This is a genomic window from Gillisia xinjiangensis, from assembly GCF_046298265.1.
Classification (GTDB): Bacteria; Bacteroidota; Bacteroidia; order Flavobacteriales; family Flavobacteriaceae; genus Gillisia; species Gillisia xinjiangensis.
This window is the reverse complement of sequence record NZ_JBKAHK010000007.1, coordinates 35,353-57,490: the sequence shown is the minus strand read 5'-3', so window position 1 is coordinate 57,490 and position 22,138 is coordinate 35,353. Positions and strand designations below refer to the sequence as shown.

Genomic DNA, 22,138 nt, shown 5'->3' with positions numbered 1-22,138 from the left:
AAATGGCTATGAATAATATACCCAGCGTAGATTTGTCAGATTTCCTATCTGATGATCCAAAACGCAAGAAAAAATTTGTAAATGAAATTGGGAAGGCCTACGAAGAGATAGGCTTTGTTTCCCTTAAAAATCATTTTTTAAGCGACCAGTTGGTAGAAGAACTTTATAAGGAAGTAAAAGCCTTTTTTGAGCTTCCCCTGGAAATAAAAAGAAAATATGAAATTGAAGGCCTCGGCGGTCAAAGAGGTTATATCTCTTTTGGAAAAGAGCATGCAAAAGGTAAAAAAGAAGGTGATCTTAAGGAATTCTGGCACTTTGGCCAGAAACCCACCGCAGATGCTGAATTGATTGAAGAATATCCAAAAAATGTTCAGGTTGAAGAATTAAAGGATTTCAATCATACCGGTATGGAAGCATACAGAATGCTTGAGAAAACAGGAATTTATGTATTGAGGGCTTTAGCGCTTTATATCGGGTTGGATGAACATTATTTTAATCACTGGGCAAGTAATGGGAACAGTATTTTAAGACCTATTCACTATCCTCCCATAAAAGAAGAACCACAGGGTGCAGAACGTGCAGGAGCTCATGGAGACATTAATCTTATCACTTTGTTAATGGGTGCTTCCACAGGAGGTTTACAGGTTTTACGAAAAGACGGTCAATGGATAGATGCAATTCCTAAAGATGATGAACTTGTTATAAATGTTGGGGATATGCTGGAACGGCTTACCAATAATAAATTGCGTTCTACCATTCATAAAGTGATCAATCCACCTAAAGAAGATTGGGACAAACCCCGGTATTCCATTCCTTTTTTCATGCATCCAAGAAGCGAAATGCCCCTTAATTGTCTGGAAGAATGTATAAGTGAAGAAAATCCTAAACACTACGAAGACATTACCGCGGGAGAATTTTTACATCAGCGTCTTGTAGAAATAGGGCTTATAAAAAAATAAATTATGGCCAAAAAAAAGTTAGGATTGGAAGATCTTGGCGGCTTTGTTTTTTCCACCGATGAAAATTTTGAAGTTGATCCGGATGATTTAAATTCTATTGAAACACCCACGCCTGAAAACCAGCACTTAGAAGCTCATTACAGCAATAAAGGCCGGGGCGGAAAGATAGTTACCGTTGTAAAAGGATTCAAGGGAGCAGATGAAGTTTTAACCCAACTTGGAAAACAACTTAAAAAAAAATGTGGAGTTGGCGGATCTGTAAAAGACGGAGAAATTATAATTCAGGGAGATGTGCGGGAAAAAGTTATGCAACTTCTTAAACAAGAGGGATACAAAGTAAAACGGGTTGGAGGTTAATTCTAATTGAACAATTTAATTTCTTTATATGGCGAAACAATTGCATATCATTAGTGGAGATGATCTGGCCCAACATTTTCTCGATCTCAAGATTGAAGGAGAAACAGTGATATGGAGGGAAATGCTTTGTGAAGGACCTACGGTCTCTGAATTAGGCTCTCAGAAATTTATTGCATTGCGCACTAAATTTCTAAAGGAGAATTACCAAATCTCTCCTGAAGATTATGAAAAGCAGTTTTTAAAAGAATTAAAGAAACTTACTTTCTATAATACTTATGAAGAAGTGGTACTTTGGTTTGAATTTGACCTTTTTTCGCATATTAACATGTTGGCGGCAATAAATCACTTGATGGAAAACCATTTAAAGGTTCCGGTTTATTTGGTATGCAGCAAAAAACTTAAGGGGGAAAAAGAACAAACCGTACTTTCACAGCTCCCGTTAAAAGATCTTGAAAAACATTATGACAACCGTATTGCTCTTTCGCAGGGTGATCTGGAAACGGCTAGTTTGTTATGGCAATTATACAATGAAAACAATCCTCAGAAATTAAAAAAGCTAATCAAGGAAAAAACCAATTTTGAATACCTGTCGGGCTGTCTTCGCGCCCACATTGAACGTTTCCCTAATTCCCAAACAGGATTGAACTCCCTTGAAAAGAACATCCTTAAGCTTATTGCCACCAATACGATCACATCGATGAATCAATTGTTGGGATATTCTCTGGAATACCAGGGTTATTATGGTTATTGGGACAGGCAAATGCAAAGGGTGCTCGATAAACTTAAAATATTTTATAAAACTGGAGAGGATAAAATTGAATTAACTCCTGAAGGGGAAGAAGCATTAGAAGGTACCCGAAATTTTTACAGGGTTTTAAAAAATGAAGAATATCTGGGGGGAGCGAAAATATTTGATTTCTTATATGATGCAGAAACCCATAATATCTTAAAATTATAATATGACTTTGTCTGCTTCAGAATTTATACAAAACAGTGATGGTAGTGTTTATCATTTAAATCTTTTACCGAAACATCTTGCAAATACTGTGATTACTGTAGGCGATCCTGATAGAGTAAACGCCGTTACCAGATATTTTGACAAGATAGAATTTAAAATCCAAAAGAGGGAATTTCATACTCAAACCGGAACCTACCAGGGAAAAAGGATTACCGTGATCTCTACAGGAATTGGAACAGATAATATAGACATCGTTTTAAATGAACTGGATGCCCTGGTCAATATAGATTTTAAGACCCGTTCTGTAAAAAAGGACCTAACTACTCTGGATATTATCCGGATTGGAACATCGGGATCTATTCAGGAAGAAATTCCACTGGATTCGTTTGTGCTTTCTGAATCTGCCATTGGTTTTGATGCCCTGCTTCATTTCTATGACTGCAATCAAATTCTGGATAAGGAATTCTCTGAATCTCTGGCTAAACACATGAATTGGCCAAAAGAAAATCCAGATCCCTATGTAGTTAATGCGGATAAGGAACTTTCTTCAAAATTTAAAGAAGAATTTCATCGCGGAGTTACTTTGACAAATTGTGGATTCTATGGGCCTCAGGGACGGGTTTTACGCCTTAAATTAAAGGATGCTCAACTCAATGAAAAACTGAATAGTTTTAATTTTTCAGGAAAAAAAATCACCAATCTGGAAATGGAAACTTCTGCAATTTATGGGCTTTCAAAACTTATGGGTCACCGAGCGGTTTCCCTGAACGCCATGGTGGCCAATCGGGTCACAAAAGAATTCAGTAAAAATCCTAAGAAAACAGTGGATAGCCTTATTCAATTGGCATTAAAGCGCATAGTAGCTTAAATTTTTTATTTAACAGAAAATTAATTTTCTTCACTTACGAACTTCGTATTTTTAAAGAAAAACACAGCAGATGCAAGCATTAAGAATTGGTGGAGTACCCGAACATTTTAACCTGCCCTGGCATTTATGTCTGGAGGAAGGTGATTTTAGCTATGAGCATCTTGATGTAACCTGGAAGGATTTTCCAAGTGGTACCGGTGCTATGAATGCAGCCTTGCGAAACAATGAAATCGACATAGCCATTATTTTAACCGAAGGAATCGTAAAAGATATTCATGATGGAAATCCTTCAAAAATTATCCAGACTTATGTAGAATCTCCACTTATTTGGGGAATTCATGTATCGGAAGATTCAAAATATACTTCCCTGGAGGAACTTGAACATACAAAAGCAGCGATAAGCCGTCCAGGCTCCGGCTCTCAGTTGATGGCCTATGTGAATGCAAAAAATCAAGGTTGGGATCTTTCCAAACTTGAGTTTGAGGTGGTTGGGACTATTGAAGGTGCTGTTAATGCACTCAAGCTGGATACTGCTCAATATTTTTTGTGGGAACATTTTACAACAAAACCTTTAGTTGACAGAGGTGTTTTTAGAAGAGTTGCAGACTGCCCTACTCCCTGGCCATGCTTTATGATTGCCGCTTCAGATGAAGTTATAAGGACCAAACCCCTTGAATTAAGAACAATGCTTGATGTTATCAACGCAAAAACGACCAGTTTTAAAGAAATTCCTGATATTGTGGAGATATTGGCAAAAAGATATGGTCAAAAATTAAGAGATATTAAAACCTGGCTGGATGTTACCGCTTGGAGCCAGTATGAATTTACCAAAGAAGAATTGGAAAAAGTCCAAAATAGTCTTTTAGACCTTGATTTGATAGCAAAAAAATTAGCTTATAAAGATATTTTTCATTCAGTTTAATCTCAAATTCACTCAAATTTTAAAATATGCAAAAAATTACTACATGTTTATTTCTATTTTTTTCCTTTACAGTTTTTTCTCAGGAACCTGAAGTCCAAACAGAACCAAAACAAGAACCCATATACCATAGGGATATCACTAAAAATGAAGTTAGCATAGGAGCCTTAAACCTGGTAGCCTTTGGAGCTTTGGATGTCGCTTATGAAAGAATTATAACCCCAAATACGAGTTGGGCAGTAGAAGCTTTTATTTTAGCATTAAACCGGGATAATGAGGATATTGCTGAAGCTTACAGGAAAAATTTCTCCCTAACCGGTAAATTTAAATACTTTTTTAGCGAACGTACAGCCTGGGGTTTCTACGTAAATGGACTTACAATGATCTCCACCGGAGAAAATGATAAGTCCTTTTATAACTTCGACGGTATTTATCAAAGCGTAACAGAAAACTTTACAGATTTGGCGGTTGGTTTTGGTTTAGGCGGAAAATTTGTTGCCAAACAAGGGTTTCTCCTTGATCTTAATGCAGGAATTGGGCGAAATTTATTCAATTCAGAATCACCAACAATTATAGGGCAGTTTGGAGTAAATCTGGGTTACAGATTTTAAGATTAAGTCATTTACCAACGGATTGGTGATTTTCCGTGTTCTATTAAATATTGATTTGTTTTGCTGAAATGTTTATTTCCAAACCAATGACCCCTAATTGCACTTAAAGGAGAAGGATGACCACTGTTGAGTACAAGATGTTTAGAGCAGTCAATTTTGGCTGCTTTTTTTTTTGCTGGACCTCCCCAAAGCATAAAAACCACTCCCTCCTTTTCTTCGGAAATAATCTCGATCACCCTGTCTGTAAATTTTTCCCATCCCTTTTTTTTGTGAGATCCTGCTTCATGAGCCCTTACGGTGAGTACTGCATTGAGCATTAATACTCCCTGATCTGCCCAATGTTCCAGGTTACCGTTGATGGCTGAATGACGTCCAAGATCGGCTTCAATTTCTTTAAAAATGTTTTTTAAGGATGGCGGGATTTTTGCCTCCTCAAAAACAGAAAAACTAAGTCCGTGAGCTTGATTTGGTCCATGATAGGGATCCTGCCCGAGGATAACGACCTTAACATTTTCAAAGGTTGCGCGATTAAAAGCTTCGAAAATGGAATCTTTTTCAGGGAAACATTTATTTTCCTGATATTCCTCATTCACAAATTCGACTAAATCCTGAAAATAGGGTTTTTCTAATTCGCTTTTTAAAACTTTATTCCAACCCTTATGAATATTGACCTTCATTATTATTTAAGTAAATTTGCACAGTCCCAAAATTAGGGAAATTATACTATGATAAAAATTGCAACCAAAAGTCTTTTCGATTTAGAATTCCCTACCGTGTGTAAACAAATAAGTGAACTTTGTATCACACAGATGGGTATTGAAAAATCACTTGAGATAACACCTTACAAAACCTTTAAAAAGACCATTTTAGGCCTTAATCAAACCAATGAATATGTGAGTTCCTACCAACAGGATAGCCGTATTCCCAATCACGGATTCGACAGTATTCACAAGGAAATAAAAATGCTGGGGATTGAAGGTTCTATTCTGGAAATGGGGAGTTTCAAAAAAATCTCAGGTCTTTCAGAAACAGCAAATACCCAAATAAGGTTTTTTAATAAGTTTCAGGAATTATATCCCGGTATTTACGAAACCACAGAAGCTGTAGAATATACAAAGGTTATCACAGAGCAGATCGATGAAATATTCAATCGGTTTGGAGAGGTTAAAGATGAAGCTACTCCCCTTTTACAAAAAACCAGAAGGGCCATGAATGGGGTAAAGGGAAAAATAAACTCAAGCTTTGTTTCTGCCCTTTCAACCTACAATCAATATGGATATTTGGATGAGATCCGGGAAAGTGTGGTGGAGAATGTACGGATTTTAGCGGTAAAAGCTATGTACCGTAAGAAAGTCAAAGGCTCGATCATGGGGAATTCCAAAACCGGGAGCATTGTCTACATTCAACCGGAAGCAACGCTAAACCATACCCGGGAACTCAACAACCTGGAATATGAAGAAAAGGAGGAAATTGACAGGATATTAAAGGCACTTACGGATTTTCTTAGGCCTTTCCGGGAATTGCTGCAGGAATATCAGGAATTGTTGAGCGATATCGATGTGATCGCAGCGAAAGCCAAATACGCCCAATTGATCAAAGGCTTGCTACCTAAAATAACCAAAGACCGGGAATTATATTTAAAAGATGCATATCATCCTGTGTTGCTTCGGAATAACATGAAAACGGGAGAGAAAACATTTCCGCAGAGCATCGAATTAAAAAAGGATAACAGGATCATCGTAATTTCAGGGCCAAATGCCGGTGGAAAAAGTATCACCCTGAAAACGGTTGGTCTCTTACAGATAATGCTGCAAAGCGGAATTTTGATCCCTGTGCACGAATACAGCAGAATGTGCTTGTTTGATAAGATCCTTACCGATATTGGAGATAATCAGTCGATAGAAAATCATTTGAGCACCTATAGTTACAGGCTTAAGAATATGAATTATTTTCTTCGGAAGTGTGATGGCAAGACCCTGTTCCTTATCGATGAATTTGGGACTGGAAGCGATCCAGAATTGGGAGGTGCACTGGCTGAAACTTTTCTGGAGGTATTTTATGAGCGGGAATCCTTCGGAATTCTCACTACACACTATACAAACCTAAAGATGTTGGCCAATGAACTTCCAAATATGACCAATGCCAACATGATGTTTGACTCCAATACCCTGGAGCCTCTTTATAAACTTCAGCTTGGAGAGGCCGGAAGTTCATTTACCTTTGAAGTTGCACAAAAAAACGGTATCCCCTATAGCCTTATAAACCGTTCCAAGAAAAAGGTGGAACGCGGAAAAATACGTTTCGACAAAAGCATTGCCGACCTTCAGAAAGAAAGAAGCAAACTTCAGAAAACCACAGATTCCCTAAAATCCAAAGAGTTGCTTACATCCCAGCAAAAGGATAAGCTGGAAGAGACCAATGTTAAGATTCAGCAAAAACTGGAAAGTTACCAGGAATTATATGATTCCAATCAGCGGTTGATCTATCTGGGGCAAAAGATCAACGATTTAAGCGAGAAGTATTTTAATAATAAACGCAAGAAAGAATTGGTAGCGGAATTCATTAAAATTGTGGAGATCGAAAATTCCAAACGTGTTAAGGCTTCTCCTAAAGAGGTTAAAGTTAAAAAGGTGAAGGAGAAGAAAGTACTTCAGGAGGCGGAGAAAACGGTAGAAGTGATTCGGGAACGCAAAAAAGAGGAAAAGAAAAATGTTGAAATTGAAAAGAAAAAGGAAGCTACTAAAATAAAGGTAGGTTTAAAAATTGGCGATAGAGTGCGTTTAGAAAATGGAAAAGCTGTTGGATCCATCGATACAATTGAAAAAGGAAAAGCGATCGTAAATTACGGGATGTTCACCACCAATGTCTCACTGGATCAGCTGGAGTTGGTGCAGGCTAAAAAAATAAAAAAATGACAACAGGACTACCAAAAGATAAAAAAATCATCCTTTTTGACGGTGTTTGCAACTTGTGTAACAATTCTGTCAATTTCATCATTGAACATGACAAAAAAGATATCTTTAGGTTTGCCTCACTCCAAAGTGAAATAGGTAGAAAACTAACTTCTGAAAGGGGTATAGATTCCGAAGAGCTGGATTCCATTGTTTTAATAGAACCAGGTGTTGTATATTTTAAAAAGTCTACCGCAGCTTTGGAAATATCAAAAGAGCTTTCCGGAGGTTATTCTATGCTGAAATACTTCTCCTTTTTACCCGAAGGTTTAAGAGACGGAGTTTATGATCTTATTGCCAATAACCGTTATAAATGGTTTGGAAAAAAAGATTCGTGTATGATCCCAACGCCTGAACTTAAGGCTAAATTTCTGGATTAGTTTCCTTTACTTTTTCCGATTCATTTTTCTCAGGATTATAGGTGTCATCCCAATCCACAACATTTGGTGGTCCCAATTTATCTACAGATTTTGCTACTAACATAGATACCGCAGCATCTCCGGTAATATTCACGGTTGTTCTACACATATCCAGGGGTCTGTCTACTGCAAAGATCAGTGCCAAACCTGCTTCAGGAATTCCTGCCTGGGCCAGAACTATTACCAACATCACCATTCCAGCGCCCGGGACAGCCGCAGAGCCGATGGAAGCTAAAGTTGCTGTTACTATTATTCCGAGTTGTGCACCAATTGAAAGATCCATTCCGAAAGCCTGGGCAATAAAAACCGCTGCTACAGCCTGGTAAAGGCTGGTTCCATCCATATTAATGGTGGCGCCAATTGGCAGAACGAAACTTGCAACCTCTTTATGAACTCCCATATGTTCCTCCACACGTTCCATAGTAACCGGAAGCGTTGCCGCGCTGGAACTGGTTGAAAAACCAAGTAATTGCGCCGGTGCGATCCCGTTTATAAAAAAAGCTGGGGTATTTTTGGTGAAAATCCAGACGATCATAACATAAAATCCAATCATTAACAAAAGACCAAGTACAACGGTAATAGCATACATCGCGAGTGCGGCAAATAAATCGGTGCTGGGTGATTCTACCACAAGCGCAGCCAGTAAAGCGAAAACCCCGTAAGGAGCGGCTAACATGATTAAATCTATCAACTTAAGGATCACGTCGTTGAAGCTATCGAAAAAGTCCTTTACTGGTTTTGCCGCCTTTTCAGGAATTAAAATAAGTCCCAATCCGAAGAAAATAGCGAAAAATATTACCTGGAGCATATTGGCATTATCGCCCGCAGCTGCAAAAATATTGCTGGGGACAATATCCTCAAGTGCCTGCAACGGGCCGGAATCCTTTTGCCGCTGTGCATTTGCAATCGTGGTGGAAGCATCTGCTTCATAACTTGTAACAAGATCATTTCTGGTCTCTTCGGTAATGGCATTACCAGGTTTGATCAAATTCACCAATCCTAATCCAATTGAAACAGCAATAACCGTAGTGAAGATATAGGTTAAAATGGTGCGGGTTCCCATTTTTGAAAGTTTGGAAATATCCTTAAGATCCGATATTCCCTTAATAAGGGACGCTAAAATAAGCGGCACTGCAATTAATTTTAAAGCATTGATAAAAATATTACCAAAGGGTTTGATCCAATCTCCTATAAATCCCGGGCCCCAGCTAAAATTGGTGAGAATTAAAGCAAAAATAACCCCTGCGGCCATCCCCAATAATATCTGCCAGTGCAATGCTAATTTTTTCATTTTAAAGATTTTTCAGAAAGTTGAATTATATTTTGGATGATCTGTTCTGCAACATAAAATCGGCTATAACAAGAGCTGCCATAGCTTCAACAATAGGAACTGCACGTGGTACCACACACGGATCATGTCTTCCTTTGCCTTGCATTTCGACTGTTTCGCCTTTAGAATTGATGGTTTGTTGCTTTTGAATAAGCGTTGCAACCGGTTTAAATGCCACGTTGAAATAAATATCCATTCCATTGGATATACCTCCCTGGATACCACCGCTTAAATTGGTAGTGGTACTTCCATCTGGATTAAAAAGATCATTATGTTCGCTGCCTTTCATTTTTGTTCCTTCAAAGCCGCTTCCAAATTCAAAACCTTTAACAGCATTTATGGAAAGCATCGCTTTCCCCAACTGGGCATGTAGCTTATCAAAAACAGGTTCGCCCAAACCTTTGGGAACATTTTTTATCACGCATTGAACAGTTCCACCTATAGTATCTCCCTGAGAACGGATCTCACGAATATATGTCTCCATTTTTTCGGCAGAAGCAGGATCGGGACAACGAACAGGATTAGCTTCTATTAAATCGGCATCGATTTCCCAATAGTTCTTTTCCATCTTTATAGCTCCTACCGATGATGTATAGGTTAAAAATTCAATTTCCGGAATCAATTGTTTTGCAATGGCACCTCCCACTACCCTGCTTGCAGTTTCACGGGCCGAAGATCTGCCGCCTCCGCGGTAATCGCGTACCCCGTATTTTTCATCATAGGTATAATCGGCATGCGATGGCCTGTAGGAGTCTTTAATATGAGAGTAATCTTTAGACTTCTGGTCGGCATTTTGAATCACAAAACCAATAGGAGTTCCGGTGGTTTTTCCTTCAAAGATCCCGGATAGAAATTCAACCGTATCAGGTTCTTTACGCTGGGTTACTATCGCCGATTGTCCCGGGCGGCGTTTATTCAGTTCGTCCTGGATCTTTTCAAGATCAAGGGAAAGCCCCGCAGGACATCCATCTATGATTCCACCAATCGCCTTTCCATGAGATTCACCGAACGTAGTAAGTTTGAATAGTTTCCCGAAAGAATTCCCGGCCATATATTTGATTTTTAACAAATGTAATTTTTTAACTACATAATAAAAAATGTAATTCCAGATAAAAGTATAATGTCCTGAAACCTTAAACCAGGGCCTCCCTTAAAATAGTAACAGGATGTTTAGCATTTCGTTGTGTCCCATCGGCAATCTGGTGTCGGCAACTGGTTCCGTTTGCTGCAATTATGGTTTCTTCGGAAGCTTTTCTTACCGCCGGAAAAAGGCTCTGCTCCCCAATATTCATGCTTATTGCATAATGCTCTTTTTCATAACCGAAAGATCCTGCCATTCCACAGCATCCGGAAGCAATAACAGTTGGTCTATAATTCTTCGGAAAATTTAGTATATCAAAGGTCACCGCTGAATTGGACATTGCTTTTTGATGGCAATGTGCATGAATTTTTAAAATCCTTTTTTCTGAAGTAAAAAACTCCTCTTTAATATTTCCCGCGGAAATTTCTTTTTTCAGAAATTCTTCTATCATAAAACAGTTTAAAGCCAGGTTTTTTGCCTCAGAAGGTTCATCGGCCAAACGTAAGTATTCATCCCTAAAAGTTAAAATAGCAGAAGGCTCTATTCCCAGTAGCGGACTTTCAGCTGAAATTTTATCTTTAAACAGGGTGATGTTCCTATTTGCAAGTTCCTTCGCCTCCTCCAGAAAACCTTTTGAAATATGACTTCTTCCACTTTCAAAATTTTCAAGGATAATTACCTGATAGTTCAATTTGCTCAATAATTCCAGGGTATCTATCCCTATTGCAGCCTCCTGGTAATTCGTGAATTCATCGTTAAACAAATAGACCGTAGCAATAGGACTGGAAACAGCCAGCCGTGCCTTGTTTTTCTTATAGTAAATCCAAAGATTTTGCTTTGAAAGCTTTGGCAGGTTGCGCTCCGGAGCTATTCCCATGATTTTTTTTGCGATTCCGGCGGTGAAAGTATTTCCGAAGAAAAAATTGGCAATTCCCGGAATTTGGGAAGCCAGCTTATTCATTTTTCCATTTTCAGCAAATGCTTTACTTCTTAAAGATTTCCCGTTAGATTTTTGATATTGAAACAGAAACTCCGCTTTTAAAGCTGCTACATCAACGTTTGAAGGACATTCACTTTTACAACCCTTACAACTTATACAGAGATCAAAAACCTCTTTTAGTTCCTCGTGGTCAAATTTATTTGGTTTATCAGAATTGGTCAAAAATTCCCTTAATGCATTTGCCCTGGCCCGGGTGGTATCTTTTTCGCTTTTTGTGGCCCTGTAACTGGGACACATAGTTCCACCAGCTTCTACAGATTTTCTGCAATCCCCGCTTCCGTTGCATTTTTCTGCCAATCTAAGAATGCCTTCAGAATCTGAAAAATTCATCAATGTGCTTACTTTCGGTTCTTCCCTGTTGGGAACATACCGCAGGGAAGTATCCATTGGCGGGGCATTTACGATCTTTCCGGGATTGAAAATATTATCAGGGTCGAAAGTATTTTTAACCTCTTTTAAAAGCTCATAATTCTTCGGGCCTATCATAAATTCAATAAACTCGGCCCGCAACCTGCCATCCCCGTGTTCGCCACTCATGGAACCTTTATATTTCTTCACCAAACCAGCAACATCCTCTGTAATTTTTCTGAAAAGCGCGACATCTTCCGTTTTCTTTAGATTTAAAATAGGACGTAGATGGATTTCTCCTGCCCCGGCATGTGCATAATACACCGCATCCTGCCCATAGTTTTTCATGATCTGGGAAAATTCGAGAATATAGTTTGCAAGATCGGGAAGTGCTACTGCCGTATCTTCAATACAGGCAACGGCTTTTCTGTCTCCCACCATATTTCCTAAAAGGCCAAGTCCCGCTTTTCGCAGCTCCAGTGCTAAATCGATTTGTTCGTCCATCAAAACCGGCAAGGCATAACTTAATCCAGATTCCCTTAACCTTGCTAATAAAACCTGGGTTTCATCCAGCAGTACTTCCCGGGAATCAGATCTTAATTCCAGCATCAGGATCGCCTTTGGGTCTCCCTCTATAAAAAACCTGTTTTCGCTGTATTTTAAGTTCTGTTTGGTGCAATCCAGAATGATCTTGTCCATCATTTCACAGGTATACAACGAACTTCTCATAGCCGGAACAACCGCAAGCATACAATCTTCAATACTTGAGAAATGTGCCGCAACCATGGCTGTATATTTAGGCTGAAGAAAATCCAGTTGCAAAGTGATCTCTGTTGTTAGCGCCAATGTGCCCTCACTTCCCGCCAATAATTTACAAAGATCAAATTCAAATATTTTATCAGAAAATATTTCGGTTTTAATCAACTCATCAATGGCGTATCCTGTATTCCTTCGATGGATTGTCTCCAGCGGAAAATTATTTTTTATTTTCTGCTGTACTTCAGCCGGTGACAGTTTTTCGTATAATTCTTTATAGATCGTTCCCTCCAGCGTATTCAGCTTCATTTTCAGCTTGAATTCTTCCGCAGAAACAGAAGAGAATTCAACCTGAGATCCATCGCTTAATAAGGTTTTTAGCTTGAGAATCTTATCCCGTGTTGTTCCGTATTTAATGGATGTGGTGCCGCTGGAATTATTACCAACCATTCCTCCTATCATGCAACGGTTGGAGGTAGATGTATTTGGGCCAAAGAATAATCCGAATTTTTCGAGTTCCCGGTTTAGGTCATCCCGTATTACTCCCGGTTGAACAACTGCAGTTTTCTTTACTGGATCGATCTTTAGGATCCTGTTGAAATATTTGGAGACATCTACCACAATTCCGCTTCCCACACATTGTCCGGCAAGAGAAGTCCCTGCGGTTCTTGGAATAAGACCGGTTTTATGTTCCCTGGCGAAGTCTATCAGAAGTTGAAGGTCCGCAACGCTCCTGGGATAGCATACCGCCAGGGGAATTTCGCGGTAAACCGAAGCATCTGTTGCATAAATACTTTTATGCAATGAATCTACAAGAAGCTCACCTTCAATGTTTTGCCCTAATTTTAATAGCCTTTCTTTCATAATTTCGTTAAAAATACGAATTTCTTCAGATTTTGGTTAACAGAACCTTAGTGAATATTAACAATAGATTGGCTTTATGGGCAATATTCATTTCATTTTAACAGTTAAATTTGTTCAAGAATTTAAAACAAAAAACAACAGATATGAAGAAATTATTTTTCTTAGCAATTTTTACAATTGGAGCCACAGTGGCTACTCAGGCACAAACTATTTCCGAAAACGCCCTTGGTTTAAGATTTGGTGGCGGGAATGGATATGGTGCTGAGGTTTCTTACCAACGTGCACTTGGTGATAACAACAGGCTCGAGTTAGACTTAGGTTGGAGAAATGACAGCAATAGATATGATGCCGTTAAGTTGGTGGGTCTTTACCAATGGGTTTGGAACATTGAAGGCGGATTCAACTGGTATGCAGGAATTGGAGCAGGTGTTGGTAGTGTGAAAGATAACCGTGATAATTTTAAAGATGATGGAACTTTTATACTTGCAGCAGGAAATATAGGAATTGAATACAATTTTGATTTTCCTTTGCTTATTTCTTTGGATTTCAGACCTGAATTTGGATTTGGAGGTTATGATGTTTATGACGATTTCGCACCAGACATCGCACTTGGTCTTAGATATCAATTCTAGATCATAAAGAATAACTTTACTGAAAAACGCTTCAAAGTAAAAATTGAAGCGTTTTTTTTATGTTTATTTTTCAATAATTGCACAGGGAATAATCATGAGTTTTGTTATTTAATGGCAAAACTATAGGAAATCGCTCTTTAAATTATGCCAGTTTAAACCGTTTTCTCTATTTCGGACAGTGCTTTTGTATAGAGACCTTCATACAAAGGAACAATTTTATTAATATCAAATTTTTTAGCCTGCTTCCAGGCGTTGAGCTTAAATTTTTCCAGATTATCTTCGTCTTCCAAGATTGAGATCCCTAAATTTGCCATTTCTTCCACATTTCCAAGCTCACATAAATAACCTGAAAATCCGTGGATATTTACTTCCGGAAGTCCTCCGCTGTTTGTTGAGATTACCGGAACTCCGTTTACCATAGCTTCCAGAGCTGCGAGTCCAAAACTTTCCTTTTCTGAAGGCAACAGGAAAAGATCTGAAAAACACAGGATCTTATCTATTTCATTGCTTTCTCCCAAAAACACTACTTTATTATCAAGACCTAGTTCCATGACCAGATCTTCAGCTTTTTCTTTTTCCGGCCCTTCCCCTACCATAATTAGTTTGGACTTAACCTGCTTTTGAATTTTATCAAAAATATGGATCACATCCATAATTCTTTTAACAGGCCTGAAATTACTAACATGTGTAATTATTTTTTCATCCTCTTCCGCCAAAAGAGAGCGTTGACAATCTATATATTTTTTTGTTGATTTTGTGACATCAATAAAATTTGGTATTACATTTATTTCCTTTGTGATTTGAAATAAATTCAAAGTATCCTGTTTTAAGCTTTCAGAAACGGAGGTCACTACATCACTTTTATTGATACTGAAGGTAACCGCAGGTTTGTAAAACGGATGATTTCCTACAAGGGTAATGTCTGTACCGTGCAGCGTAGTTACCATAGGGATAAAAATGCCAACTTCTTCCAGCATTTTTTTGGCCATATATCCCGCATATGCATGAGGAATTGCATAATGCACGTGCAAAAGTTCAATGTTATAAAGTTTCACCATATCCACTAACTTACTGCTTAATGCAAGTTCGTAAGGTTGAAAATGAAATAGAGGATATTCCGGAACGTGGACCTCATGAAAATGTACATTTCCAGTGAGTTGTTCCAGGCGCACCGGTTGTTTGTAAGTAATAAAGTGGATCTCATGACCTCTTTTTGAAAGGGCCAGTCCCAGTTCTGTAGCAACAACTCCACTTCCACCAAATGTTGGGTAGCAAACAATAGCTATTTTCATAAGTACCTAATTATTATTTTATTGGACTCGTTTCGGGTTATTATTAACCAGGCTAATCTGAAGGGAGTTTATTCACTTTCAGTAATGCTGGGATTTAAACCGGGGTCTACATCAAAAAGCAGGGATTCATAAATAACCCCCTGTATTTTAGAACGAATATCCTCCTTTATCAATTTTCTGTTATCAACATCGGGGAAAGTCCGGTTTGATAAAAACACATACACAATTTCTTCTTCCGGATCTGCCCAGGCAAAAGTGCCTGTAAACCCGCTATGTCCAAAACTTGACAGGGATGCACAACCGCATGTTGGCCCCGATTTTCCAAGCTGTGGTTTGTCGAAACCTACCCCCCGCCTTACATTTTTTTCACAATAATAACAGTTATTGAATTTATCCAGAGTTTCCGTTTTAAGATAACGCTTTCCTCCGTAGTATCCGCCGTTTAAATAGAGCTGCATAATCTTGGCTACATCATTTGCATTGCTGAATAAACCTGCATGTCCTCCTATTCCACCTTGCATTGCAGCCCCCTGATCATGAACATAGCCATGAACCAATTGCCTTCTCCACAATTTATCAACTTCTGTAGGCACAATTTGCTGAAGATCAAATTTATCTCTTGGTAAATAAGTTGTGAAATTCGCTCCCAAAGGTTTGTAAAGTTCCTCCTGGGTTGTGTAAGCCATCGAAGCATTGTAATGGTCCTCAAGGTAATATTTCATCATATAAAACGGAAGATCACTGTACTTATACCCAATTTCACGTTCTAAGCCACTTTCTCTAATTTCCCCCAAAATAGAATCACGAATGTCATTCCGAATGAACATTTTTTCAGCAACAGGGAGGGAATAACCTTCGGTAGCTTCTTCCCTGTAGTATTTTAAAGAAGGGCGTTTGGTCAGTTTATCTATTGTTGGAACATAAAGAGGCAGCCAGGCCTTTAACCTTCCATAATGAAGGAGTAAATCCTGTAAGCGAATATCTTCCTTATTGGAACCTTTAAAAGAAGGCATTAGATCTCCTAATTTGGAATCAAAATTCATAATTCCTTTTTCCTCAAGCTGCATGATCAAAGGAAGGCTTGCAAGAATCTTTGTAAGCGAAGCAAGATCATAGACCGAGGAATTTATTACAGGAATATTTTTTTCATAAGTGTGAAAACCGGCATTGCGCTCAAAAACCACTTTTCCCTTCCTGGCTATGATCACCTGAAGTCCTGGAGTCATTTTTGAATCGATGGCCAGTGTTATTAAAGAATCGATCTTTTTTAAAACTTTTGAATCCATCCCTACCGATTCCGGTAAGCCATAGGATAACCGATCCAGCTTTCCGGAAATATAGCCTGTACCCTCAGGGAAATTATTTCCAATACTCACAGGAAGTTTTCCCTTTGCTGCCAAAGCCCCAAAAATTATTTGAGCTGATTTTTCCTGAGATATTACCGAGTTTTGGTAACTCAATACAATCCCTTCTATATTGCTGGTAGATTTAAGATCACTAAGTGCATAGGGCCTGGTAAAAACATCCAGAATTGTTCTGTTATTCCGTGCGATCTCGTGAATCCATAATTGTTCATCTGTGCTGAATTTGTAACCAGCCCAGGGAGATTTATCAGACTTATGAAATCCAATAATCACCTGGTTATACGCCTTTAATTTTTCAAGCAAATCCTCAATCGTATTTGCTTTAACCCAGTCTACATTAGTATATTTGGATAATTGGTTAAAAAAAGGAGCAGCATCGGCATCCCCAAAATTCACATAAGCAATTTTAAGGGTTTCCAGGTTTCGTAAAGGAAGGATACCCATATCATTTTTAATAAGGGTAATTGAATTTTCCACCAAATCATCATACAGCACCTGATCCTGAACTGTGTTTAGATCCTGAATTAAGTTAATAGTATCAACAGGTTTGTAGTTATTTAATCCAGCCTTATATTTTGCTAAAAGTATCTTTCTAACAGAATGTGCCAAGCGCTCTTCTGATATTATCCCATCCTGATAGGCATCCATTATTTTTATTTTTGCCTTTGGAATATCTTCAGAGATTAGCAGGATATCATTTCCGGCTAAAAACGCAGCCAGATCTATTTCTCCTGTATTCTTATAATTGGAAGCTCCCTTCATATTAAGGGCATCGGTAAAGATAAGTCCGTTAAATTCCATTTTCTCCTTGAGAAGATCTGTGACAATAGCTTTGGAAATTGAAGACGGGGAATTTTGTTGATCTTCAAGGGCCGGTACATTAAGATGAGCGATCATTATAGATGAAACGCCTTCCTCAATTAATTTTCGGAAGGGATAAAGTTCAACTTCCTCAATCCTTTTTTTGGAAAAGGAAATGGTTGGCAATGTTTTATGAGAATCGGTTTGTGTATCGCCATGTCCGGGAAAATGTTTCGCACTGGATAATATGCCTTCTCTATGCATACCTTTCATAAAGGCGACCGCCTTTTCAGTAACGTTAATTTTCTCTTCTCCAAAAGAGCGATTTCCAATAATAGGATTTTCTGGATTCGTGTTGATATCTATAACGGGCGCAAAATTAATATGTACACCTAATCGTTTGGAATTACGGGATATAGCAGCACCTGCTTCTTCAACTAAATGAAGACTTTTCAAAGCACCTAATGTCATATTCCAGGGCAATGCAAAGGTGGAATCCAACCGCATTGCCAACCCCCATTCTGCGTCCATACCAATTAAAAGCGGGATTTTAGAAAGTTCCTGGTATTCATTATTCAGCTTTGCCTGCCTTTGCGGCCCACCTTTGGAAAAGATTATTCCACCAATTTGCTCTTCCGCAATAAGAACTTTTACTTTATCTGTAAGGCCTTTTGATTGACTGGAAAAAACATCCACCATGAACAACTGCCCCACTTTTTCCTGCAGGTTCATACCGTCATAAATACTGTCTACCCATTGCCGTTGAAGATTAAAATCGTCGGTTAAAAGTGGGTTCTTTTGTTGTGAAAAAACAGCGATCGATGAAAATATGCCAATAAGAATTGTAATAAGATAAAGCTGAAGGGACTTCATTGTTCTCCTTTATTTTAAAAAGCGGTTGTGCCAGCTTTCAGAAGCAGGTACTTCCCAATTTGAAAGATATTCTGCTTTAGTATTGACAAGATTATTGAATACGATGGTCTTTGGGGAAACAGCTTTTTCTTTTGCCATTTTTCTGAAATCATTAAGCTGTTTATAGGCGATGAATTCACCCTGCTTATAACTAACGTTCATTTTATCGAGCAAATCGACTCCGTATTCCTTTTCCAATTGCTGAATGAAATGAACTGAAGCATCTATGGAACAACCTGAAGCAGCATTTATTTCCTGATCCAGAGCGAGTATGATAAAGCGTTTGTAACGAATCTCAAAAGATGCGTTTAAGGTTGCCCCATGTGCGGTCCATTCTGTGATGAAATTCTCTAATTTACTGGTGATTTCCTGAAGTTCCTGATCTGAAAAAGACCGGTTTGCCTGATAAATCCAAACTTTGGAAGTTTCAGGTAATGAATCAAATGGTACTAACATTTTTATGTGTGGGTTTTATTTTTACAAAGCTAATTGATTAAAGGCGTAGCTTCAAAAATAGTACCAGTTAAATAAGAAAATTAACGTTATTGGAAAGGTTAAAAATTAGTAAAAACTATAAGTCGTGCGCATTGGCGATCATCTCAGCAACATCCATTACTTCAATTTTGCCTTCCTGATCTTTACCTTTAACACCGTCTGTCATCATAGTACTGCAAAAAGGACAACCTGCTGCGATAATTTCAGGTTTAACTTCCATAGCCTGCTCGGTCCTTTCGATATTTACTTCTTTATTTCCGGGTTCGGCATCTTTGAACATTTGCCCACCACCGGCACCACAGCAAAGTGCATTTTGTTTACATTTTCGCATTTCGAGAAGTTCCACTTCCAATTTCCTTAGCAGGTCTCTTGGCGCTTCATAGATATTATTTCCACGCCCCAGGTAACATGGATCATGAAAAGTGATACGCTTTCCTTTGAATTTACCTCCCTGTACGGTTAGCCTGCCTTCGTCCAATAAGGATTTTAAAAAGGTGGTATGATGCATCACATCGTAATTTCCACCAAGGGCCGGATATTCATTTTTAATAGTGTTGAAACAATGTGGACAGGCAGTTACAACTTTTTTAATTTCATATCCGTTCAAAACTTCAATATTTGTTACGGCCTGCATTTGAAATAGAAATTCATTTCCTGCACGTTTTGCCGGATCTCCGGTACAACTTTCTTCTGTTCCCAAAACGGCAAAATCCACTTTGGCTTCATGCAAAAGTTTTACAAATGCTTTGGTAACCTTTTTTGCCCGGTCATCAAAACTTCCCATGCACCCAACCCAAAATAAGACTTCCGGTTTTTTACCTTCAGCCATATATTCAGCCATTGTTGGAACTTTTAGTGCTTCTGCCATTTTATGTTTTTTAAACTAAATTCTTAATTTTTTGTTCAATTTTCTTTTGCCCAGTTAAGTCGGTCCATTTGATTATATGGCCAGGGGGCACCATTGTTTTCTATATTGGTCATGGAAATAGCCAATTCATTTGGTGCCGCGCTTTGTTCCATCACAAGATATCTTCTCATATCAAGAATAATGGATAAGGGATCAATTCCTACAGGACAGGCTTCTACACAGGCATTACAGGTAGTACAGGCCCAAAGCTCTTCCCTGAGAATATAGTCGTCCAGCAATTGCTTGCCATCGTCTTCAAATTTTCCCTTTTTATTAATGATTTCCCCTACTTCTTCCAGCCTGTCACGGGTATCCATCATTATTTTTCTTGGAGATAATTTCTTTCCGGTTTGATTTGCAGGACATTCGGCAGTACATCTTCCGCATTCAGTACAGGTATAGGAATTCAATAACTGCACCTGGTTTAAGTCCATCACATCGGAGGCCCCAAATTTTTCGGGAACATCAGTATCCCCTTCTTCTGAAGGAGCTGCATAAGGATCGGCGTCCGGATCCATCATTAATTTCACCTCATTTGTAACAGATTGCAGGTTATCAAATTCACCCTTAGGGGTAAGTTTTGAGAGAAATACATTTGGAAAGGCAAGTAAAATATGCAAATGCTTGGAGTAGTATAAATAATTCAGAAAAATCAAAATTCCTATGATATGCAACCACCAGGCAGTTCTTTCAACAATAATTAAACTGGCAGAACTCATTCCTTCAAATAAAGGAAGCAGGTATTGACTTACCGGAAAAGATCCTGCTATTCCGGCTTCTTGAGCATAATGATCTGCACCATTAAGTTGTAATTGATAATCTGTAGCATTCATTACTAAAAATAAGATCATTAAGACCATTTCAAAATAAAGAATGTAATTGGCATCATTTTTTGGCCAGCCTTTTAAATCACTTCCTACAAAACGATAAATATTAATGACATTTCTTCGTACCCAAAAGATAATTACTCCTACAAAAACCAGAAGTGCAAGTATTTCAAAGGAGCCGATAAGGAAGTTGTAAAAACCGCCTAAAAAGGAGAGGATGCGGTGAGTTCCAAAAATACCATCGATAATAATTTCCAGAACTTCAATATTAATAATAATAAATCCTACATAAACAATAATGTGAAGAATCCCGGAAACCGGTTTTTTAACCATTTTAGATTGACCAATTGCAATACGACCCATTTTCGCCCAACGTTCTCCGGAATTATCTGAACGGTCCACTTTTCTGCCTAATTTCACATTCCGAATAACCCTTCTGATATTGCGAATGAAAAAGGTAATTCCAGCAACAAGAACTATTAAAAAAATAAGCTGAGTAATAAGTTGCATAGGCTATTATTTTAAGGAATCATTAGGCTCATCATAAGGTCCGGGTTTTTTTCCGAATACAGAAAAATGAACATATCTTTTAGGATTCAATTTTATATCCTGAAGCAATTGCTCCATTTGTTTTGTAGCCCTATCCAAATTGTCATACACAGCATCATCGTTTAATAATTTTCCTGCACTACCCTGCCCATTGCTTAAATTATCTGAAATTTTTTCAAAGTCTGCAATTATTTTTTCAAGATCTCCCGTCATACCGCTTATATCTATCTGAGCGAGTGTGTCTGAGAATTTATTAAAATTACCGGACATTTCATCCAGGTTCGAAAAGGTCCTGTCTAATTTTTCTGAATTTCCCGATACGATTCCATCGAGGGATTCTGCCGTATTCTTAAATGAGCTGACCGTTTCAGAAAGATCATCAAAAGTTTTTTTGATGTTGTTCCTTGTTTCAGGGTTTAAAACTTCATTAAAAGCCGTTAGCAGAGAATCAGTACTAACGATTGCGCGTTCAACCTTTACCTGCAAAGGGGTAAGACGTTCATTTACAAGTTCCATAATTCCCTCCTCAATAGCACTCGGAAGTGTATCTCCCGTCTTCGCAAATATTCCCGGTTCATATTCAGGAACTATGGCAAGGGATTTTCCACCAATTAAACCACCACCATAAATTTGGGCCAAACTGTTTTTGGAAAATTTAAAGTCATTGTCAACATTAAAGGTTACCACGAGAAGTCCGCGTTCATCCAGAAAAGAAATATTGGTTACCTGTCCTACTTTCATACCGTTAATGGTAACAGGAGAAGAAGGAGATAAACCTTCGACATCTGCATAAACCGCATGAAAAATCCTACTTGAGTCCAGGAGGTTCTGACCTTTTAGATAACTATATCCAAATATCAGTATCACAATAGCTACCACAGCCAGAATTCCGGTTTTAAGCTCTTTAGTATATTTCAAATGTCTTTTGTTTTATAGAA

At 38.3% G+C, this 22,138-nt stretch carries 19 protein-coding genes; 9 read left to right on the top strand and 10 right to left on the bottom strand.

Annotation, left to right across the window (positions count from 1 at the left end; all coding sequences use genetic code 11):
• The first annotated feature begins 8 nt into the window (after positions 1-8).
• From ACKGJN_RS12735 to ACKGJN_RS12710, 6 genes are all read left to right on the top strand, one after another.
• Positions 9-959 carry an isopenicillin N synthase family dioxygenase gene (locus ACKGJN_RS12735; RefSeq protein WP_409539922.1) on the top strand — a complete coding sequence of 317 codons (951 nt, stop codon included), beginning with the start codon at positions 9-11 and terminating at the stop codon, positions 957-959.
• Positions 960-962: 3 nt separating this feature from the next.
• Positions 963-1,316, top strand: a complete 354-nt coding sequence (locus ACKGJN_RS12730; protein WP_409539921.1) for a translation initiation factor — start codon at positions 963-965, stop codon at positions 1,314-1,316.
• 28 nt (positions 1,317-1,344) lie between these two features.
• A complete protein-coding gene (locus tag ACKGJN_RS12725) occupies positions 1,345-2,274 on the top strand; it encodes a DUF1835 domain-containing protein (protein ID WP_409539920.1) in 930 nt (309 codons plus the stop codon).
• Position 2,275: 1 nt separating this feature from the next.
• Positions 2,276-3,142, top strand: a complete 867-nt coding sequence (locus tag ACKGJN_RS12720; RefSeq protein ID WP_409539919.1) for a nucleoside phosphorylase — start codon at positions 2,276-2,278, stop codon at positions 3,140-3,142.
• Positions 3,143-3,212: 70 nt separating this feature from the next.
• Positions 3,213-4,064: a substrate-binding domain-containing protein gene (locus ACKGJN_RS12715; RefSeq protein WP_409539918.1), complete on the top strand. Its 852-nt coding sequence runs from the start codon at positions 3,213-3,215 to the stop codon at positions 4,062-4,064.
• Positions 4,065-4,090: 26 nt separating this feature from the next.
• Positions 4,091-4,672, top strand: coding sequence for a hypothetical protein (locus ACKGJN_RS12710; protein WP_409539917.1), 582 nt, complete (start codon positions 4,091-4,093; stop codon positions 4,670-4,672).
• Between the two features lie 11 nt (positions 4,673-4,683).
• On the opposite strand, the gene ACKGJN_RS12705 is transcribed toward ACKGJN_RS12710, so the two are convergent.
• A complete protein-coding gene (locus ACKGJN_RS12705) occupies positions 4,684-5,349 on the bottom strand; it encodes a uracil-DNA glycosylase (protein WP_409539916.1) in 666 nt (221 codons plus the stop codon).
• 48 nt (positions 5,350-5,397) lie between these two features.
• On the opposite strand from ACKGJN_RS12705, the gene ACKGJN_RS12700 reads away from it, so the two are divergent.
• Positions 5,398-7,587 (top strand): endonuclease MutS2, encoded by a 2,190-nt coding sequence (locus ACKGJN_RS12700; protein ID WP_409539914.1) that lies wholly within the window; start codon positions 5,398-5,400, stop codon positions 7,585-7,587.
• The gene (locus ACKGJN_RS12695) at positions 7,584-8,003 is read left to right on the top strand and encodes a thiol-disulfide oxidoreductase DCC family protein (RefSeq protein ID WP_409539913.1); all 420 of its coding nucleotides are present in this window, start codon (positions 7,584-7,586) and stop codon (positions 8,001-8,003) included. Before ACKGJN_RS12700 ends, ACKGJN_RS12695 begins: the two co-directional genes overlap by 4 nt.
• Here the strand turns inward: ACKGJN_RS12695 and ACKGJN_RS12690 are convergent.
• The 3 genes from ACKGJN_RS12690 to ACKGJN_RS12680 form a co-directional block, all read right to left on the bottom strand.
• The gene (locus ACKGJN_RS12690; protein ID WP_409539911.1) at positions 7,987-9,333 is read right to left on the bottom strand and encodes a dicarboxylate/amino acid:cation symporter; all 1,347 of its coding nucleotides are present in this window, start codon (positions 9,331-9,333) and stop codon (positions 7,987-7,989) included. The genes ACKGJN_RS12695 and ACKGJN_RS12690 overlap by 17 nt on opposite strands.
• Before the next feature lie 25 nt (positions 9,334-9,358).
• Positions 9,359-10,423, bottom strand: coding sequence for a chorismate synthase (gene aroC, locus ACKGJN_RS12685; protein ID WP_409540056.1), 1,065 nt, complete (start codon positions 10,421-10,423; stop codon positions 9,359-9,361).
• An 82-nt stretch (positions 10,424-10,505) separates the two neighbouring features.
• Positions 10,506-13,421, bottom strand: coding sequence for an FAD-binding and (Fe-S)-binding domain-containing protein (locus tag ACKGJN_RS12680; protein WP_409539910.1), 2,916 nt, complete (start codon positions 13,419-13,421; stop codon positions 10,506-10,508).
• A gap of 143 nt (positions 13,422-13,564) precedes the next feature.
• Here ACKGJN_RS12680 and ACKGJN_RS12675 point away from each other — a divergent pair, with 143 nt between their 5' ends.
• Positions 13,565-14,053, top strand: a complete 489-nt coding sequence (locus tag ACKGJN_RS12675; protein WP_409539908.1) for a hypothetical protein — start codon at positions 13,565-13,567, stop codon at positions 14,051-14,053.
• Positions 14,054-14,205: 152 nt separating this feature from the next.
• On the opposite strand, the gene bshA is transcribed toward ACKGJN_RS12675, so the two are convergent.
• From bshA to ACKGJN_RS12645, 6 genes are all read right to left on the bottom strand, one after another.
• Entirely contained in the window at positions 14,206-15,345 is a 1,140-nt protein-coding gene (gene bshA, locus ACKGJN_RS12670) for an N-acetyl-alpha-D-glucosaminyl L-malate synthase BshA (RefSeq protein ID WP_409539906.1), read from the bottom strand.
• Between the two features lie 68 nt (positions 15,346-15,413).
• Entirely contained in the window at positions 15,414-18,383 is a 2,970-nt protein-coding gene (locus ACKGJN_RS12665) for a glycoside hydrolase family 3 N-terminal domain-containing protein (protein ID WP_409539904.1), read from the bottom strand.
• 9 nt (positions 18,384-18,392) lie between these two features.
• Complete coding sequence (locus ACKGJN_RS12660) at positions 18,393-18,878, bottom strand: ABC transporter ATPase (protein ID WP_409539902.1); 486 nt, start codon at positions 18,876-18,878, stop codon at positions 18,393-18,395.
• A 115-nt stretch (positions 18,879-18,993) separates the two neighbouring features.
• A complete protein-coding gene (locus ACKGJN_RS12655) occupies positions 18,994-19,785 on the bottom strand; it encodes a (Fe-S)-binding protein (RefSeq protein ID WP_409539901.1) in 792 nt (263 codons plus the stop codon).
• 35 nt (positions 19,786-19,820) lie between these two features.
• Positions 19,821-21,161, bottom strand: a complete 1,341-nt coding sequence (locus ACKGJN_RS12650) for a 4Fe-4S dicluster domain-containing protein (protein WP_409539900.1) — start codon at positions 21,159-21,161, stop codon at positions 19,821-19,823.
• 6 nt (positions 21,162-21,167) lie between these two features.
• Complete coding sequence (locus ACKGJN_RS12645) at positions 21,168-22,118, bottom strand: MlaD family protein (RefSeq protein ID WP_409539899.1); 951 nt, start codon at positions 22,116-22,118, stop codon at positions 21,168-21,170.
• Positions 22,119-22,138 lie beyond the last annotated feature (20 nt).